Below are 18,286 nucleotides of genomic sequence, written 5' to 3'. Positions count from 1 at the left end.
CGCTAGGTATTTGTGAATGACAAGACAGAGGGGGATAAATAAGATGATAAGCAATCGTAAAAAGCGTTCATGGTTTATATGTACAGGGGTGATGCTGCTGCTGGCAGTTATGGCTCTGGGGGGATGCTCGACAACTAGTAAGACGGCGGATAGCCCCAGCAAGGGCGAGAACACATCCACACAACAGGCTACAGCAGATAAGAAACTGGTGATGGCGTATACGTGGAAACCGTCGGGCGTTGACCCGCACGGAGACAATAGCTGGGATGTCATGCGGTCCGGCGCAGGTGAGACACTTGTCCGTTTGAATGAAAAGCTGGAGCCAGTGGCTTGGCTGGCCAAGGAATGGAAGCAGGACAGTCCCACAGTTTGGACGTTCGGCTTGCAGGATAAGGTCACTTTTCATGACGGAAAGAGTATGGACGCGGAAAGTGTGAAAGCTTCCCTGCTGCGCTCCATCGAGAAAAGCCATTTGGCAAAGGATTTGCTAGACGTAAAGTCGATTGATGTAACTGGGCCGCTGGCGTTGAAAATCACGACTAACCAGCCCAATTCAGCGCTGGTGTCCAATCTGGCTGATCCATCGACGATTGTGCTGGATGTAGCGTCTATGAAGGATGAGCAGAGCTACCCTGCGATGACAGGTGCTTTTAAAATTAAAGCGTTCAACAAGGATCAGTCCTTGGTCGTAGAGCGTTATGACGGATATTGGGGCGAGAAGGCCCGGCTGGCTGAAGCAACGATGAAGTTCATTACGGACGGCAATTCACGCCTGTTGGCGCTGCAATCTGGCGAAGTAGATGTAGCGACTGATATTCCGGTGGATAACGCGGAGGTATTAAAAAAGAACGATAAGCTGCAAGTGCTGTCGGCTCCCTCTTTGCGCACTCATATGATCGTGTATAACATGGAGTCGCCTGTGTTCAAGGATGCCGCGAACCGCAAAGTAGTGGACAGCCTGATACCACGTGCATCCATTGTGAGTGCGATCATGAGAGGCTATGGTACGGAGGCAAGCAGCCCATTCCCGAGCATTCTCCCCTTCGGCAAGGTGGAACGTAAAGTGCTGGACGGAACGGCAGGGCAGTTGTTGACGAAGGACGGCTGGCAAAAGGATGCCCAAGGTACATGGACCAAGCAGGGCAAGCCGTTCGAGGTTACGTTGCTGACCTTCCCTCAGCGTCCAGAGCTTTCGGTCATGGCTGAGGTGATTCAGAGCCAACTGCTGAAAGAGGGCATCCAGGTGAAGATCCGCAAGGTGGAAAATATCGACGAGGCGCTAACCAAAAACGATTGGGATTTTGCCATGTACAGTATGCTGACTGCCCATACGGGGGAGCCGCAATATTTTATGGACATGTTTTATTCCTCTAAAAGCGAGGCCAATGTAAGCCGTTATGGTTCCAAACCGCTGGAGAACCTTCTTGGCAGCTTGAAGCTGGCGAAGGATACAGCACAGCGTAATGCCGTGACATTGCAAGCGCTGGATATCATTAATACCGATTTGCCGCAGTCGTTTATTGTTCACCCTGATAATGTATTTGGGGTGAAAAAAGGGGTAGAGGGCTTTACACCGCATCCGATTGAGTATTACTACATTACGGCGCAATCCGATATTGCGGAATAACGGACTGGATACCCTATGATTCGTTTTATTCTGGAACGTGTGGCGCAACTGGTCATTATTGTGTTCGTTGTATCCACGCTGACATTTGTGCTGATGAGGCTGGCTCCCGGCGACCCTGCTACCATTCTGCTCACCGCGCATAATGTGCCTGCCTCTGAGGAGGCGTTGACGGCGCTGCGGAAGGAGCTGGGCTTGAGCGAGCCGCTTCATATTCAGTATGTAAACTGGCTGCGTGATGTGTTCACAGGGCATTGGGGCACCTCCTATGTATCCAAGGAGTCGGTGCTAACCGAACTGTGGAACAGACTGCCTGCTACCGTGGAGCTGGCCTCGGCGGGCTTTGCCGTCATGACGTTGCTGACTCTTGGGATGGGGCTGGCTGCCTCGGTAAAATCCAGCGGTTGGCTGGATCGTCTGGGAAGGCTGTTTGCACTGCTCGGATCGTCCATCCCCTCTTTTTGGCTTGGCTTTCTGCTGATTTACCTGTTCTCCGTCCGTTTGGGCTGGCTCCCGTCCATGGGTCGGGAAGATTGGACTCATTTGGTACTGCCAGCGCTGACCCTTGGGGCAGGTTTGGGGGCTGTGCAAGCCCGTGTACTGCGTGCCCAAATGTTGGAGCTGGGTGACCGGAATTTTGTGAAGGCGGCGAAGGCCAGAGGCTTTTCCCGTACGTATGTTTTGTTTTTTGAGATATTCAAGCATGCGATTTTGCCGATCATCACGTTGTTAGGCACGAATTTGTCATTTATGCTGGCGGGCAATGTCATCGTAGAGACGATTTTTTCATGGCCGGGTTTGGGCAAGTATTTTATAGACGCGATTACGCAGCGGGATTATCCGGTGATTCAGGGGTATGTTATTTTTGCTGCATTTTTAATTGTAGGTGTTCAGTGTTTGGTGGATTTGGTCCAAACGGCTATAGATCCGAGGCTGCGTTTGCGTTAGGGGAGGAAGTTGAAAATGAAAAACATGCGGCTGTCCTTCAAAGGAAGCTTACTGACAGGAGGCGTAATGCTGGGCCTGATCGTACTGCTCGGATTGCTGGCTCCATGGGTTGCCCCTCATGATCCTCTCAATGTCAATCTCCTGAAGCGCCTGGAGCCGCCCAGCCGGGAATATCCCTTCGGTACGGACCATTTGGGGAGGGATGTGCTGTCACGGCTGATTTACGGGATTCGGACCAGCGTACTGATTGCTTGTGCGATTACAGTGACCACCTTGTGTATCAGTTTGCCGATAGGCTTGCTCATTGGCTATGTGCGCGGGCGTGTGGATCAGCTAGTCATGCGGGTGATTGACGGAGTGCTTGCTTTTCCCGATATTATTTTGACGGTGGCGATTGTGGGTATCTTGGGTCCAGGCTTTGTAAACATGACCTTAGCCATTATTGCGGTACGGTGGGCCGGGTATGTTCGGTATATTCGCACCCTTGTTCAAAAAGCCTGTCAGGAGGACTATGTCCGATACGCCCGTTTATCCGGTAATTCACATGTGCGCGTACTCAGAAGCTATGTATTGCCGCAGGCGCTGCCACAGCTGCTTGTGTATGCGGTTTGGGACATCGGGCGAGTGGTGCTTATGGTTGCCGGACTTTCCTTTCTGGGGCTGGGTGTACAGCCGCCTAAGCCGGAATGGGGCGTGATGCTGCATGATGCGACGTCGTATTTTCAGGTGGCGCCGCATGTCATGATTTTTCCGGGCTTGGCGATTATGCTATTTGTGCTTGCCTGCCAGCTTCTGGGAGACCGATTCTCGGAAAAGGGGGCGGCAGAATGAAGGATGGGACAGGACAGATGAATGGAAATATGGCAGGGCGCAAGCCACTGTTACACGTGGAACATTTGGAGATATGTCGCATAGGCACAGGAGCGGGTACACGCATTGACGCAGCAGCAGGTACGGACGCAGGTAGGAAGCCGGGTGCGAATGGGAAAACAATGCGGATAAGCGGACATCAACCGTTGCTCAGGGATGTCAGCTTTTCCGTGTATCCGGGGGAAATTGTGGCCTTGACCGGGCCGAGCGGATGCGGCAAGAGTCTGACCGCGCACGCAATCTCGGGCATGCTGGAGCCGGGGATCGGCGTTACGCAGGGGCATATGTACTACAACGGGGAGGACATCGTCCCGTTCGATGAACGGCGCTGGCAAAGGCTGCGCCGCGAGGACATTGCCCTGCTCATTCAACAATCGCTGAGCGGGTTGAATCCGATCCGTACCGTCCGCGCACAGCTGACGGACACGCTTAGACTGCACGGGCGGCGCTGGATGCCGCCCGACCAGAGGGGGCTGGGCAACCTCCCCCGCCCTGTACAGCATCAAGCCCCCCCACAGGTCGTGCTGCCCCGGATGTGGCAGATGCTGAGCGGGATTGCACAGCTGGCTGGGGGCTGCGCTACTCAAGCGCAGGAGGCTTATCTGTGCTCTTTATTGAGCAAGGTCGGGTTTGCAGACCCTGAGCATATTTTGTCCTCGTACCCTTTTGAATTAAGCGGAGGGATGTGTCAAAGGGTACTGCTGGCTGCGATGCTAAGCTCCGGTCCGCGCCTTTTTATTGCCGATGAGCCTACCACGGCGCTGGATGTTATCAACCGGGACAAGGTTCTGGCGTTATTCCAACAGTTGAGAGAGGATTTGGATCTCACTATTTTGTTGATTTCTCATGATCGTCAGGGTGTGAGTCGTGTAGCGGATCGTGTACTGGAGATGAGCCCGGAAGGAAGGATGCGCGAATGATACTGGAACTAAAGCAAGTGACCAAAGCCTATCCTGTCCGCAGACGGAGAAAAGGCTGGTCCAACAAGCAAGATAGCGGGCAGGCCGCCGTGAAGCAGGTGAGTCTGGAGCTGCAACGGGGAGAATGCCTCGGACTGGTTGGCGAAAGCGGAAGCGGCAAAAGTACGCTGGCACAATGTATCCTAAGGCTGGAATCGTTGACCTCGGGGGAGATTTGGCTGGATCATCAGCCCATTCACACCGGAAGGATGAAGGATATCCATCTGTACAAACGAATCCAGCTGGTCGCACAGGATTCGTCTTCCTCGCTCCATCCTCGCATGATCATACGAGATATTTTGGAGGAGCCGATACGCAACTATTTTCCCGAACGAAAAGCGCAAGCACTGGAGATCTGCCTGTCTTTACTGGAATCGGTGGGGCTGGACGCGGAATGTCTGGAGAAATACCCATCGCAGCTAAGTGGCGGACAAAAGCAGCGGGTATGCATCGCCCGTGCGCTGGCGGTGGAGCCGGAAATCATCTTGTTCGACGAGTCTGTCGCCAATCTCGATACGGAAACGCAGGCTTCCGTACTGGACATGCTCAAGAAAGCACAGGAGGAGCGCCAGCTATCCTATCTTTTTATCACCCATGATCTTCAATCTACCCGTCCGTTTTGTGATCGGATTGTCGTCATGTATCAGGGGGAGATTGTGGAGATATTTCAGGAGTGGGATAAAGACCTGTTACAGCATGAATACACGCGTACTCTGTTTCAAACGTTGGCGGAATGAGCCATACCTCTCATATTCTACAAATTTAAAATAAATATAAGCTTTCTTTGTCGAATATTGATCGAGCGCTGTGACGAGAAGGACCGGATTTTTGAATCGGCTCATCCTGCGGTGCAGCGGCTGATTTCGTCCATTTTACCGGAACATCCAGCAGTCCGTCTTTCACTTCATGAATGAGAGTTGACCCGCAAGGGTCCTTTTTTTGTGCAACATATGGATAAGTAATTGAAATCAAATTTACTTGTTGTATTATTTAAATAACCCGTTATAATATAAAATCACAGTAAATCACTTGGATTAAAAAGGGATATCCTAATATGAGGAAATCTGCTTTCGTACTCAATTGCTGGAGCAGTACAATGCGAAGAACGGTCGTAAAATACGTGGAACGGGCTAAGCTGGATGAGCATAGCGTTCCGTCTGAAGGCGGATTGATCAATTGGCTGGTATTTCTATATCGAATTTAGATCTCTTTTGTTCCTACAGCTAGATTCTCTTTTCGTAAATCTAGTGGATCACGATCAGCTTTTCTACATAGCTGGAGATGTGGTCCTGAAAGCCAGAAAGCAGTTGTCGCAGACTTTCCTCTGTGATGGTTGCTTTTTCTTTTACATGCTGAGCCTCTATCAGCTTCGTTTCTAGTTGTAGAGTCTGTAAAATAAATTGTGTACTCACCCACGCTTATTTCCAATTTCACTTAAATCAGTCTTGTGATTTTTTGTGAAGTACGTAATGTATAGAATAAAAAGTGTTGAAATGAATTCCGAGGGGGAGCTATGTATCAAAAGGGGGCAATATCGTGAGGCCATCGGAATTGGCTTGATCTTTTCGCTCTCCATTGTGTTGTTCGTCGCTATTTATTCCCAAACGATACCGAATCAGGACATGCCGCCTGTGAAGCGGGGAGTGCTGGATTTGTCGAATTGGGATTTCCACAAGCAGGGATGGGTCAACCTGGATGGAGAGTGGGAATTTTATGAAGGTGAATTACTGGAGCCTGTCGATTTTCACGAAGGGACGCGTACAGAGGTCTCGTATTTATCCGTACCTGGCACGTGGAGAGGGAAATCAGCGAATGGCGGTATGAACCGAAGAGGGTATGGCACGTACCGGTTGAAAGTGCTGGTTAAAGATACGGATGAAGTTTTAGGTTTAAAAATAAGGAGTATTCGCCTTTCCCATCGATTGTTCATTAACGGCAAGTTAGAAGGCGAAAGTGGGCGCCCAGCAGTCGATATCAAGGAGCATCAGCCTGGAAATACGCCCTACAGTGCGTTTTTTCACACGGATGCCAAAGAAATTGACATTGTAATTCAAGTGTCTAACTACGTATTTGTCACCGGTGGTATTGCTGGCTCGATCCCATTCGGATTGGCTGAAGATGTGACGAAGCTAAATGGTATACAGGTCGGCACCGATATCGGAATTATATTGATTCTTGGCATGTTTGGCGTGTATCATCTCAGCTTCTGCCTGCTAGGGCGAAGAGAGAAAACATATTGGCTCAGCGGGCTATATTTGCTGCTGCTTTTATTGGAAAAAGCACTTTTTGGCGAAAAAATTTTACAGAGAGTACTGCCTGGCCTCCCTTTTGATATTACTTACAAGCTGCTGGATTTAAGCGAATTTGTCGGAGCTGTGGTACTCATCCTGTTTTTCAGTTCAGTTGAAGCCCGCCTCATATCGTCTCGGATGATGAAGCTGATACTGGCTCCGTTAGGCCTATATATTACGGCGGTTGTCGTGTTGCCTTATCGTGTGCATATCCAGGGAAAATACGTTTTCTTTTTTTACTTAATCATCGTTTTCCTATATATTATTGGCAGAATGGCGTATCTGTATATTCAAAGCCAAGGCGGCTCATCCGATCGGAAGGAATTAATGCTTTTTATTGGCGGGAGCGTTTCGATGATGGTCTTTTTGGTGGACGGAAGCCTCTATTCGGAAAATATGGTTTCGACCGATCTGGTGGGAAAACTCGGGGTGATTTGTTTCATTATCATTATGAATATTCTGCTCGTGGTTCGATTCTCCAATGCTTATGAGAAGACGGAAATCCTTTCATATCAATTGACGGTCTCCAATCAGCTCAAGGACGAGTTTTTGATGAACACATCCCACGAGCTCAAGACTCCACTGCATGGAATCCTGAATATGACGTCTTATTTGCTGGATGATGAGGAAAAAAATCTGTCGCCGAAGCAAAAACGGAATCTTTCGCTGATCAAGGATACATCTATCAAGCTGTCCATGCTCATTCACGATTTGGTCGATGTTACCCGTTTGAGGCACGGGGAACTGCGTCTGCATCCGACCGCTGTGGATGCCAGAATGGTAACGCAGATTGTATTCGACGTGCTGCAATTTGAACTTTTGGGAAAAGCTGTGCGACTGGATAATCAAGTCGGTCCCGACGTCTGGGTGCAAGCGGACGAAAATCGTCTGCGTCAAATTATGTACAATCTGGTCAGCAATGCCGTTAAGCATACAGACAAAGGGTCGATCAAGGTGGTGTCGAGCGTTACCAAGGGAACTGTTACGATTTCTGTCGAGGATACTGGAACAGGGATTCCTAAGGATAAGCATGCTGTGATTTTCGAATATTTTGAGCAGCTTGACGGGCCGCTGCCGAAGGATGGATATACAGGAATGGGCGTTGGTTTGTACATTAGCCGCAAGTTGGTCGAACGGATGAGTGGAGAAATTCGGGTGGATTGGTCGGAGGTCGGTCAAGGCACGCGCATGACGTTTACATTGCCAAGCGCAGTCCAAGTACCGGCTAATCGTGAAACGGCATATGCGTTGCAAGAGCAGCAGCGATATACCGATAAGGATCAGGAGCTGAATATTTGGGATGGACACGAGCATACAGTCATGATTGTTGACGATGAAGCCTCTAATATCCACACCTTGTTGAATATTTTGAAACGGCATCGCTACAATGTCGTCACCGCTTTCTCAGCAAAAGAAGCATTGGAGAAAATAGAAGAGTACCCGCAAGTCGATCTTGTCATTCTCGATGTGATGATGCCGGGGATCTCGGGCATTGAGCTGTGTCAGAGACTACGAAGCAGCTACTCTATTCTCGACCTGCCCATTTTGTTCGCAACGGTTAAGGATACGCCGCAAGACATCGCGCTCGGCTTCAGGGCCGGGGCAAACGATTATTTGACTAAGCCGTTTGAGGCGGAAACGCTCATTGCCAGAATCCAGACCCTGATCGCTGTGAAAACATCGCTCCAAGAAGCGATTCGCAATGAGCTGGCGTTCCATCAAGCGCAGATCAAACCGCATTTTCTCTACAACGCCTTGAGCAGCGTTATTTCATTCTGCTATACGGACGGGGAAAAAGCTGCGTACTTGTTATCGATGCTCAGTCAGTACTTGCGCTACATCCTGGACATGGATTCTTCCACACTGTTCGTCCCTCTCTACCAGGAAATGGAGTTGATCCAGGCTTATGTTGAGATTGAAAAAGCCCGTTTCGGAGAGAGGTTCGACTACGACTTTCACTACGATAACCGTATAGATCATTTGGGAATTCCTTCCTTATGCATCCAGCCTTTTGTCGAGAATGCGATTCGGCACGGTTTGTTCGAGAAGGAAGGTTACGGCAAGGTGACGCTCAGGATCGACGAGGAAGATGGTTATATCCGGGTGGTAGTCGAAGACGATGGCGTCGGCATACCGGATGATCTGTTGGATCGCATGTCCAAAGGAGATATGCATGATTGCGGCATCGGCATCCATAATATCCGCAAGCGTCTGGACTCTCTGCCAGGGGCAACGCTAAACATCAGCTCCGATAGGGGAAGAGGAACTAAAATAACGATGTATTTGCCTGTAAGGAATAACGAAAAGATCGGTTCGGGTAAACGGAGGAGGAGCGAGATTGTTTAATGTGGTCATTGTGGAGGACGAAATACCGATTTTGAATTTAATGAAATATGTCATCGGGCAAAACCCGTACTTTACGATCATAGGTGCTTTTACAAGCTCGCTTGAGGCGCTGGCCAGCCTGTCTGAGCTTCGGCCGGATGTCGCTTTCCTCGATGTGGAAATGCCAAAGATGAACGGGCTGGAACTCGCGGAAAATATCAACGAAGCGTCGGAGCAGACGAAAATCATCTTCACGACGGCTTACAAGCATTATGCGCTGGATGCATTCAAGGTTTATGCCTTCGACTATATTTTGAAGCCCGTGACACCCGCGGCGATCGAGCGGGTCGCAAACCGGCTGTTCAAGCTGCATCGACCTGTCGGCGATGCTGAACAGCAGGTGGGGCTTGCCTCGATTCGGTGCTTTGGAGGATTCGAGGTCCGAAGTCGGGAAGGGTCGCTAATCCGCTTTCCGACACGCAAGACGGAGGAGTTATTCGCTTATTTCCTCTGCCATCCGGGTCAGAATCTCAACAAGTGGCGATTGGCGGAATTGCTGTGGCCGGATATGAGCGAGGACCGCGCGTCGCATAATTTGCACAACACGATGTATCGTTTAAAGAAACTGTTGAAAGAGCAAGAGATCGGCATGGAGATTCAGAAAACGAACGAAGGATACATGCTGGAACCATCGAATCGAACGTACGATGTGCTGGAATATGAACGGTATGACTTTTCTCTTGCGGGAGGACTTCAGGATGAGGCGCAAGCGGAACATGTATGCTCGCTCTACAAAGGTCCGCTGCTGGATAGAAAAGATTACTTCTGGAAAGCTCCGCTGGAGGAAGTATTCTGCAAACGGTACACATCGCTTGTACGCAGCTTGATCCAACAGAATCTTGCCAGGGAGGATTGGAAAAGGGCGGAGCAGAAGATTGATTCGTATTTGACTGTATACCCCCTGCACGAGGAGATGAATCAGACTTTGTTGAGCATCTATGCAAGCAGTGGGGACAAGGAGAAAATCGTCAGGCATTACGCGCAGTTCGAGGCTTCCTATCGCAAGGAGCTGGGGCTGGAGCCACCGCAGAAGCTGAGAAGCCAGAAGGCGTCATATTTGGAGTAGGTCGGCAAAGTTTTTCTTGTCCGACCTTTTTTACCGAAACTGAATACTGGATGAATAAGAAAGTGATTATTCCCGATTGAACAATCTATTAGGGGATAGTCTCTTTTTGTTTTTTTTTCGACATTATTCGTGGTTTTGTGAGAATTTTGTGAGAACAGTTTGATAGTATGTATTGCAATGGGGGGAGGCAATAAGGGGCGAGTGAATCAAGCGATACTGTTGGGAGTTCTGGCAAATTGAGCGTTTCAATGCCGATTTATAATCAGGACGAGCAGAAACACGAAGTTGCGACGGTAATTAGCACGGGAAATATATAGCATATTATGGAAAACATTAAATATGGAAAGCGGGGGCATCCCATTCCGCAAAACGATCAGGGGGGAACAAAATGTTTAGAAAAGAAAAAATGAAGCTTACGGCAGTGGTAGTTATTCTATGTATAATTTCAACTTTGTTAGGTAATTTTAATGCCGCTTCTGCGGCTACTACTGACATATTAAAGAAAGCCTATATTACAAGCTTCAATACTGGCAAGGTTGATGTGGTGGATTTGGAAAGCGGTACGGTGGAATTGGGCAAAATTACGGTCGGGAGTGAGCCTAATAGCGCAGCGTTCAACCCGAACGGTACCCAGGTTTTTGTGACCAACAGAGCGAGTGGAACTGTTTCGGTGATTAATCCGGCTACTGATACAGTGGTCGGCACAATAACAGTGGGCTCACAACCTCACGGAGTAGCCTTTAATTCGGATGGCAGCAAAGCTTATGTAGCTAATATGAGCAGCAGCACACTGTCTGTAATCAATACAGCAACGCTTACAGTTACGGGTACAGTAAGTGTATTATCACGTCCTGTAGCCATGGTAGCGGCAGCCCAGAAGCTTTATCTGACTCAGTCTGGCGCTAACAAAGTAGCAGTCGTGGATTTTACCAACGATACGATTACCAGTCAAATTACGGTGGGAACCAGCCCGTATGGTCTTTCGGTTAATCCTGCGGGTACCAAGATTTATGTAGCAAATCAAGGGAACAAAACAGTTTCTGTCATCAACGTTGTGGACAACACGGTGGAAGCAACTGTAACTGTGGACAACTCCCCGTCGGCTACTGAGGTGTCTCCCGACGGGAGCAGGGTTTACGTGGCTAATAGTGGCTCTGGAACTGTTTCAGTAATCAATACCGCTAGTAATACAGTGGAAAGCACCGTAGCGGTTGGTTCTTATCCCTATGTGGTCGGTATCTCGGCTGATGGCAGCAAAGCCTTTACGGTCAATTATGGCAGCAGCAACATGAGCGTAATCAGGACATCAGATAATAAGGTAATTCAGACTATAGCTTTAAGCAGTGGTCCCTTCATGGTCGGTACCTTCATGGTTTCTACGGCTGTGGCTGCTGGCCAGAACCCTCCTGTTTCTTCAGATGCCACACTAAGCTCGCTGAATTTAAGCGGCATTACGCTCGATCAAACGGTAACTGGAAGTGTGTACGCCTACACCGCAACTGTGCCTAACGATATTTCTGTTACGACAGCTACGTATACAACTACGGATAGCCGCGCGACAGCGGCTTTACAGCTTAATGGGGCTCCAGTTAACAATCCGATTAATCTAAGTGTGGGGTCAAATATCATTAGCTTTGTAGTGACTGCACAGGATGGAACGACGAAAAGCTATACGGTCAATGTCACACGAGCTGGTTCAAATAGTGTTGCCTTAAGCTCGCTGAATTTAAGCGGCATTACGCTCGATCAAACGGTAAGTGAAAGTGTGTACGCCTACACCGCAACTGTGCCTAACGATATTTCTGTTACGACAGCTACGTATACAACTACGGATAGCCGCGCGACGGCTGCTTTACAGCTCAATGGGACTCCGGTCAACAATCCGATTAGTCTAAATGTGGGGTCAAATATTATTAGCTTTGTAGTGACTGCACAGGATGGAACGACGAAAAGCTATACGGTCAATGTCACACGGGCTCCCCGGTTGGTGACTGCTATCACAGTGTCGGGCGATAGTGGAACAATGTCCGTTGGAGACTCTCTTCAATTTAAGGCAAATGTAACTCCTGACAATGCAACGGATAAAACCTTTAGCTGGTCGGTAATTGCTGGTACAGGGGAAGCAACGATCAATGCTGATGGTGTACTCGTTGCAACTCAAACTGGTACTATTACAATTCAGGCAGTTGCTCATGATGGATCAGGTGTTGTGGGAACGAAAGTTATTACGATCGACAAACGTTCTTCGAGCCGTGGTGGTAGTTCCACCACAACTAACACTAATCTGACTCCTGTACCTGTACCGACTCCTGTACCAGCTCCTGCACCTGATCCTGCAAAGGATGTGTTCAAGTCAGATGTAGTGAAGGGTGACCTCAATGTTATTAAGAACATTGAGACTCGGATTCAGGAAGCTAAAAAAACTCCGGTTACAGCAGCTCTTTCGGACACTAAAGGACACTGGGCTGAAAAGACTATTGATACTTTTGTAAAGCTGCATGTGATTAAAGGGTACAACGATGGTAAGTTCAAGCCGGATGGCAAGATCACACGCGCTGAATTTGCAGTGATTCTGAGTAGCGTGTTCGATATCAAAGGTGGCAACAATACAAGTGTCTCATTGAAGGACGTCGGCAGCCACTGGGCAAAAGACCCAATCAAGAAACTTGTAGAGGCAGGGGTCATCAGCGGATATGAGGATGGTATGTTCAAGCCGGATAACACGATCACCCGGGAGGAAATGGTTGTTCTTTTATCCCGCATCTTAAACCTGAACAACGTATCGAAGGACACCACCAAAGGCAATTTTGATGACGTGAAGGGTTCTTATGCAGCTAACGAGATCAAAGCTGAAGCACAAGCAGGTATCATCAGCGGCAGAGCAGATGGCAAGTTTGATCCCAAGAGTAGCTCCACACGTGCAGAAGCTCTGCAAATCATCCTGAATGCGCTGAATCTCAATCCGCAATTGAAGACGCTGTTGGATTCACTTAACTAATACCGTTACTACGAATAAAAGGGACAAGTGTATTTTGCACTTGGCTCTTTTGTTTTTTTATCGAAAAAGGTTAGTCAAAATATAGCCCTATAATCTATCTCCCCTTTTCGGATCAAAAGTAGCTTCTCACACTTATTCATGATAAATTCTAAGAACAATAAAGTGAAGATGTAATCGGGAAGGAACAAGGGTACATGAAAAAGGTTTTATTCATTAATACCGGAGGGACGATCTCTTCCTCCTATCAGGAAAATGGCCTGACGCCAACCCAATCGGCTGAAAATATTTTGGCGGAAATTCCGGAGTTGAAGGAAATCTGTGAAATTGATGCCCATAATCTGATGAGCATTGATAGCACAAACACACAACCGGAGGATTGGGCCTCCATCGCCCGAATGGTACATCGTTCCCTTGATCAGTACGACGGCATCGTCATTGCCCATGGCACGGATACGATGGCTTATACGGCTTCGGCTTTGAGCTTCATGCTGGGAACCGTAGACAAGCCGGTCGTGGTGACGGGTTCGCAGGTGTCCATTCTGGCTGAGCACAGTGATTCCAAAAAAAATGTAATCGACTCGTTCCTGACCGCATGTGGCGAGGTAGCGGGAGTATTTGTCGTATTTAACGGCAAAATCATCAACGGCAGCCGCAGCTCCAAAATCAGAACGCGCAGCTATAACGCTTTTGAGAGTATTAACTATCCGTATATCGGCCTCGTGGAAGACGGGAAGGTGGTCTATACAGAGGGCGTATTTGCGAATCGCGGTACAGTTCGCCATCCGTACAATGACGAGTATGCTTCGGAGGTATTTCTGCTCAGACTGATTCCGGGTACGAATCCGGCGATTTTCGATGCCATTCAGGGCTTGGGCTATAAAGGGATCGTGATTGAGGGCTTTGGCATGGGTGGCGTGCCCTTCAAGGAAAGAAGCCTGATCAGCAAAATTGAGGAGTTAATGAAGGATGGCATGAGTATCGTCGTGACCACCCAATGTCCTTATGAGGGCGGCGATCTGACGATTTACGAGGTGGGGCAGAAGGTGCTGGAAAAGGGTGTTATTCCGGGTTATGACATGACGACGGAGGCACTTGTGACTAAAATGATGTGGGCGTTGGGTCAGACCACTGACCCTGCGGGAGTAGCAAAAATTATGGCCACAAACTATGCGGACGAGGTTTCCTTGCCTACGGATACAGCCCCCCTGTAAGGAAGGGGGCTGGTTTCCACACAGGAAGGAAGCCGCATCCCAAAAACACCTGCCTATGGCAGATGCTTTTGCTTGTTACGTCCAGGCCCACAGGAATCCGTCGCGATCCCAGGCGATTTTACCGCTATGAAGCTTGCGAAACGCTTTTTTGATTTCCTTTTCGAGAGATACATGACCATGCTCACTTATAAACACATACTGCTCTCCGTACTCAGAGCGTACATATGCAATCGCGTCCTCTTGTTTCAAGGTTCCCACTTCACGAATTTGCGCGACCATCCATGCTGCAATTTGCTGTTCTGTTGTAGGGGTACTGTCTGTTTTGTCCATTTGTCATATCCTTTCCTTCGTTCCTTTCAATTCACTCTTTATATAGTATACGCAATCTAGGAAATTACCAAATCTGTTGGTAGTAAGTAGCCCCTATTGGGAGATTGGTTTTGAGTGATTTCAAGAAACGGTTGACTCTGTCCAGATATATTTCGAGTAAATAAATTTATATAGTTGGCGAAGTGGGTTTTATTTTGTATAATTAAGGGAATATTCACGGGAATTTTCTTTTTTTGAATTGAAAACATACAAGTAATCCCTGGGGGTGCCTGATTTGAAGGAAACAACCACGATTCGTGCAGAGCTGGAGCAGTATATCAGACGTGAAGGAATCACGATTAGTAAGTTTGGGGAGAACACGGGTATTAATGCGGGCACAATCAGTGCCATTATCAACGGTAATCGGCCGATTGCGATGTTGCTATTGGATCGGATTGCGGCAGGCATGGAGCTTGAAGAGGGAATCTTCTATGAGCTGTACATTGAAGAATTTATACGGAATTCAGCACCAAATTGGCGGCGGGTTCGTCCATTTTTGTACCGTTGTGCAGAGCTGAATAAGCTGGACTGTATTGAACAAGTCGTGGAATTTATGATGGACTATCTAATTTACGCTCCAGCCTTGTTTGAGACGGCAGAAGAATTGTTCAGAAAAGGTAAGTTTGCGGCAGCAGCTATCATCTATAAAAATGTCTCGGAAAGTGAGAAGTATCAGCATTCCGAGCGTCTGGCTCTCTGCCAGTATCGGTTATTTACAATCGCTGTTGGTGATGATCAGGATGAAAATTTGTGGGCCGCCACACACTTTGAAAGCTTTGTAGATCGCTTGGGTGAAGCGGATCAACTGGATGCATTAAAAGATTTGGCCAATACTTATGTTTCGCTGCGGCGTTGGGATAAAGTGGAAGCATTAGCTGATAAAATGTGTCGCAGGGCTAAAGTGCAGTATGAGCAAAGATATGGGAAAAAAAGAAAAAAAGAGCGGGACAAGCAAACAAAGGGTCCTTTGTTTATGTATATTGTATACTCATACGTGCTGCGTGCCGGTATTTGTGACGAACGAGGAGAATACGAAAAGGCTTTGGAATATGTCTCTCTGTACGCTGATTTAAGCTGGGTGCAGGAGGATACGGAAGAAGCACGCCGCTTGAAGGAACAGTGTAGCAACTGGGCTGAGGCTAACGGATATCTGTATCAGCTTATGTCCGGTAAACTGGACGTCATTCCACAGTATGTCGCCTATCTGGAAAGAAACGAAGGCGAGATTCTGATGGGATTGTTCAAAATTGTGCTGGCCGCAAACCGTTATGAATTTAATGTGGACGATGTATTGCAACGTTTCGAGAAACAGATTGCCGCATTTGCGGATCACCATACCAAGGTAGGCACCTATACGGAGCAAGTGTCAACGGATCTCTATGCACGATTCCTGGCAGAGCTGGCTTGCTACGATCTCGATAATAAGCGCTATGCGAAAGGTATGAAATTTCTGTTGGAAAGCCTGTCCTATTCCGTGGTGCTGAATGGTAATCCTGTAACGATTAAATGTGTAGGTTTATTTGAGAAATTCCGGCATACTGCCTCCCCTGAGGAGACGGAGGAATATAAAAATTTACTTAGAGAGGTAGATCACTTTAATGTTAAAAAAGATTATTTTTATTCTGCTCGCGTTTAATTTTTTTATCATACTTAATTCTTCACCCATTGCTCCCCCTGTAGAGGACCCTAGCGGAGCTCACAGTCATGGGCTGGGTGGCTGGTCATTTTCATCCAGGGATACTTCTGCTTAAATTAGGCTGGGTAGCACATGAAAGGTATTCTCTTATAAAAGAGGATACCTTTTTTAGTTTTCATTAAAGCTTGGATATTTGCGGTTGAGCCGGCGGGAACCAGACATGACGAAGATCCACCCAACCCTGGCTGTTGAAGGAAACGCCGCGCACAGAAGGGAGATATGCTGTCTGGACGGGCTTTTCATATAAAATATGGAGCTGGTGCTCATGAATAAGCCGGGCCTCGATATGCTCGAATTGACGCGCCCTGATCGTATGATCCGCTTCCCGTGTAATATCGCGCAGCAGTCTTTCGATATCAACGCGGCTATGCGGCTCGACATGCCCGGATACATTGAGATACAGATCGAACAGGCGCAATTGCTCATCACGGTCACGAAACAGAGAAAAGATGATCAGGTCCGATTCCATACGGATGGAGGAGCTTTTGAATTCATCCATGGATGCAGCCACGATATTACAAGTATATCCGCACGATTCCAGTTGGGCCGCGACCCGGTCCGCATCGGCTCTATACTCGGGAATGGTCGCAATTTGCAACGTTGCCGGGGGTTCATACGAATCGTCGGATGCATTCACCATCGGAGGGAGGCTGCGATGATCCAGACACGCCACAATACGGGCACGTACCTCCGGGTTACGTAACGGCCCGTCCTTGTGTGTATTGCATGTAATAAATTTACGCACCGAAGCTGCCGAGTGAATCTGACTCCATGCCGTATCCGTGTTCCCGGCCAATACGGGATTGTGGATGATATGAAAGGGCGAAGCTGTATCTACGGTATCTGCGGTATCTGCCGCCGATTCCGGCTTGGCCGCCCACGGGAGCTGAACAATTTCCACCCGGTCCAGATGGGCGCGGCCTTGAAAATAAGGAGCGAATGCCTCCAGAATGCATAAGCTCTCGTTCATCTCCGTGACCTTGAAAGCCCCTGTGCCCACAGGGCGGAGGCCAAAGACTGCTTCACCCGCCTGATTCAGCTCACGAGGCACGATGGCGGCACGACTGGTACATAGGAAGGACAGAAACAGCTCATTCGGCTCCTTTAGCTCGAAGCGTACCATCGTTGGATTTAGCGCCTGTACATGCTCGATTTGCCGAACGATAAAATGGTACAGCCGCCGTCCCGGCGCACGGCTCAGCCGCTCAAAGGTATAAACCACATCCTCGGCGGTCAGTATTTTACCGTTATGGAACAGTACTTCCTTACGTAAGAAAAAGGTCCATTGCGTACGGGTGGCGTCCACCTCCCAAGCGTGCGCCAGTCCCGGCAAAATCTCACCGCTCTCGTTCGCCCGGCGGGCCAGTCCGTCAAAGACATGGCTGGATACGAAGGACTCCGCGAGCCAGTTCATATACAGTGGGTCCAGCGTGTATAGCTGTTGGCGAATGGGCAGACGTAGCGTATCAATCTGCTGCTGATCGCTGCGAACCTCTGCGTGATGCCCGAAGTAGTTCAGCAGCCAGCCTTGCAAATGCTCCTGCATCGTGGATGAACGCGAATGGGTCCGGATTTCATCCAGTGCGCGTTTGATGTCGTGGCGGTCGATGGCCTGCATCATGGACTGCACCGCAATGTCCTCCGGCTGAATCAGGAAGTGCAGGCTGGAGCGGCGGCCCCTGCCTCGGCGGGGAGTCCACTGTATCCAGTCATGCTTTTCCATTTTCTGAATGATCATCAAGGCATTGCGGTGGGTGCAGTCAAAAATAGCGGCCAGCTCATCCAGCGTAATCTCTATCGTATGGTTCTCATCCCTGTCGTCAGCGGTGTGCGAGTGAAGCCGTAAAAATTGGGCATGAAGTTTCATAA

13 protein-coding genes and 1 pseudogene are annotated in these 18,286 nt (G+C 48.8%); 11 read left to right on the top strand and 3 right to left on the bottom strand.

Features of this window, described 5'->3' with window-relative positions:
* Positions 1-43 precede the first annotated feature (43 nt).
* From ACIFO6_RS15570 to ACIFO6_RS15545, 6 genes and pseudogenes are all read left to right on the top strand, one after another.
* Positions 44-1,627 carry an ABC transporter substrate-binding protein gene (locus tag ACIFO6_RS15570; protein WP_430041703.1) on the top strand — a complete coding sequence of 528 codons (1,584 nt, stop codon included), beginning with the start codon at positions 44-46 and terminating at the stop codon, positions 1,625-1,627.
* A 15-nt stretch (positions 1,628-1,642) separates the two neighbouring features.
* Positions 1,643-2,572, top strand: coding sequence for a nickel ABC transporter permease (gene nikB / locus ACIFO6_RS15565; protein ID WP_430041701.1), 930 nt, complete (start codon positions 1,643-1,645; stop codon positions 2,570-2,572).
* 15 nt (positions 2,573-2,587) lie between these two features.
* Complete coding sequence (gene nikC, locus ACIFO6_RS15560) at positions 2,588-3,403, top strand: nickel transporter permease (protein ID WP_430041698.1); 816 nt, start codon at positions 2,588-2,590, stop codon at positions 3,401-3,403.
* A complete protein-coding gene (locus tag ACIFO6_RS15555) occupies positions 3,400-4,362 on the top strand; it encodes an ATP-binding cassette domain-containing protein (RefSeq protein ID WP_430041696.1) in 963 nt (320 codons plus the stop codon). The genes nikC and ACIFO6_RS15555 overlap by 4 nt, the downstream gene beginning before the upstream one ends.
* Positions 4,359-5,138 (top strand): ABC transporter ATP-binding protein, encoded by a 780-nt coding sequence (locus ACIFO6_RS15550; RefSeq protein WP_430041694.1) that lies wholly within the window; start codon positions 4,359-4,361, stop codon positions 5,136-5,138. Before ACIFO6_RS15555 ends, ACIFO6_RS15550 begins: the two co-directional genes overlap by 4 nt.
* A gap of 57 nt (positions 5,139-5,195) precedes the next feature.
* Positions 5,196-5,315 (top strand): annotated as a pseudogene (locus tag ACIFO6_RS15545) (nickel import ATP-binding protein NikE); the annotation flags it as partial.
* A gap of 330 nt (positions 5,316-5,645) precedes the next feature.
* On the opposite strand, the gene ACIFO6_RS15540 reads toward ACIFO6_RS15545, so the two are convergent.
* Positions 5,646-5,813: a hypothetical protein gene (locus ACIFO6_RS15540; protein ID WP_430041692.1), complete on the bottom strand. Its 168-nt coding sequence runs from the start codon at positions 5,811-5,813 to the stop codon at positions 5,646-5,648.
* Positions 5,814-5,894: 81 nt separating this feature from the next.
* On the opposite strand from ACIFO6_RS15540, the gene ACIFO6_RS15535 reads away from it, so the two are divergent.
* The 4 genes from ACIFO6_RS15535 (at position 5,895) to ACIFO6_RS15520 (ending at position 14,352) form a co-directional block, all read left to right on the top strand.
* On the top strand, positions 5,895-9,038 hold the full coding sequence (locus ACIFO6_RS15535) for an ATP-binding protein (protein WP_430041690.1): 3,144 nt from the start codon (positions 5,895-5,897) through the stop codon (positions 9,036-9,038).
* A 1-nt stretch (position 9,039) separates the two neighbouring features.
* On the top strand, positions 9,040-10,143 hold the full coding sequence (locus ACIFO6_RS15530; RefSeq protein ID WP_430041715.1) for a response regulator: 1,104 nt from the start codon (positions 9,040-9,042) through the stop codon (positions 10,141-10,143).
* Positions 10,144-10,531: 388 nt separating this feature from the next.
* Positions 10,532-13,141: an S-layer homology domain-containing protein gene (locus ACIFO6_RS15525; RefSeq protein ID WP_430041688.1), complete on the top strand. Its 2,610-nt coding sequence runs from the start codon at positions 10,532-10,534 to the stop codon at positions 13,139-13,141.
* A gap of 194 nt (positions 13,142-13,335) precedes the next feature.
* On the top strand, positions 13,336-14,352 hold the full coding sequence (locus ACIFO6_RS15520) for an asparaginase (RefSeq protein WP_430041686.1): 1,017 nt from the start codon (positions 13,336-13,338) through the stop codon (positions 14,350-14,352).
* Between the two features lie 75 nt (positions 14,353-14,427).
* Here the strand turns inward: ACIFO6_RS15520 and ACIFO6_RS15515 are convergent, their stop codons facing one another.
* A complete protein-coding gene (locus tag ACIFO6_RS15515) occupies positions 14,428-14,682 on the bottom strand; it encodes a DUF6953 family protein (RefSeq protein WP_430041685.1) in 255 nt (84 codons plus the stop codon).
* 274 nt (positions 14,683-14,956) lie between these two features.
* On the opposite strand from ACIFO6_RS15515, the gene ACIFO6_RS15510 reads away from it, so the two are divergent.
* Positions 14,957-16,357 carry a transcriptional regulator gene (locus ACIFO6_RS15510; protein ID WP_430041683.1) on the top strand — a complete coding sequence of 467 codons (1,401 nt, stop codon included), beginning with the start codon at positions 14,957-14,959 and terminating at the stop codon, positions 16,355-16,357.
* Positions 16,358-16,535: 178 nt separating this feature from the next.
* Here the strand turns inward: ACIFO6_RS15510 and ACIFO6_RS15505 are convergent, their stop codons facing one another.
* Positions 16,536-18,284, bottom strand: coding sequence for an ABC transporter substrate-binding protein (locus ACIFO6_RS15505; protein WP_430041681.1), 1,749 nt, complete (start codon positions 18,282-18,284; stop codon positions 16,536-16,538).
* Positions 18,285-18,286: the final 2 nt, after the last annotated feature.

Source organism: Paenibacillus sp. NRS-1781 (assembly GCF_050467745.1).
Classification (GTDB): domain Bacteria; phylum Bacillota; class Bacilli; order Paenibacillales; family Paenibacillaceae; genus Paenibacillus; species Paenibacillus terrae_A.
This window is presented reverse-complemented; position numbering and strand designations above follow the sequence as displayed.

Excerpts from the sequence above, each read along its gene's own strand:
- ACIFO6_RS15520 (WP_430041686.1), top strand. The coding sequence starts at position 13,336 with ATGAAAAAGGTTTTATTCATTAATACCGGAGGGACGATCTCTTCCTCC.
- ACIFO6_RS15515 (WP_430041685.1), bottom strand. The coding sequence starts at position 14,682 with ATGGACAAAACAGACAGTACCCCTACAACAGAACAGCAAATTGCAGCA.
- ACIFO6_RS15570 (WP_430041703.1), top strand. The coding sequence starts at position 44 with ATGATAAGCAATCGTAAAAAGCGTTCATGGTTTATATGTACAGGGGTG.
- nikC (WP_430041698.1), top strand. The coding sequence starts at position 2,588 with ATGAAAAACATGCGGCTGTCCTTCAAAGGAAGCTTACTGACAGGAGGC.
- ACIFO6_RS15525 (WP_430041688.1), top strand. The coding sequence starts at position 10,532 with ATGTTTAGAAAAGAAAAAATGAAGCTTACGGCAGTGGTAGTTATTCTA.
- ACIFO6_RS15505 (WP_430041681.1), bottom strand. The coding sequence starts at position 18,284 with ATGAAACTTCATGCCCAATTTTTACGGCTTCACTCGCACACCGCTGAC.
- ACIFO6_RS15555 (WP_430041696.1), top strand. The coding sequence starts at position 3,400 with ATGAAGGATGGGACAGGACAGATGAATGGAAATATGGCAGGGCGCAAG.
- ACIFO6_RS15550 (WP_430041694.1), top strand. The coding sequence starts at position 4,359 with ATGATACTGGAACTAAAGCAAGTGACCAAAGCCTATCCTGTCCGCAGA.
- ACIFO6_RS15535 (WP_430041690.1), top strand. The coding sequence starts at position 5,895 with ATGAATTCCGAGGGGGAGCTATGTATCAAAAGGGGGCAATATCGTGAG.
- nikB (WP_430041701.1), top strand. The coding sequence starts at position 1,643 with ATGATTCGTTTTATTCTGGAACGTGTGGCGCAACTGGTCATTATTGTG.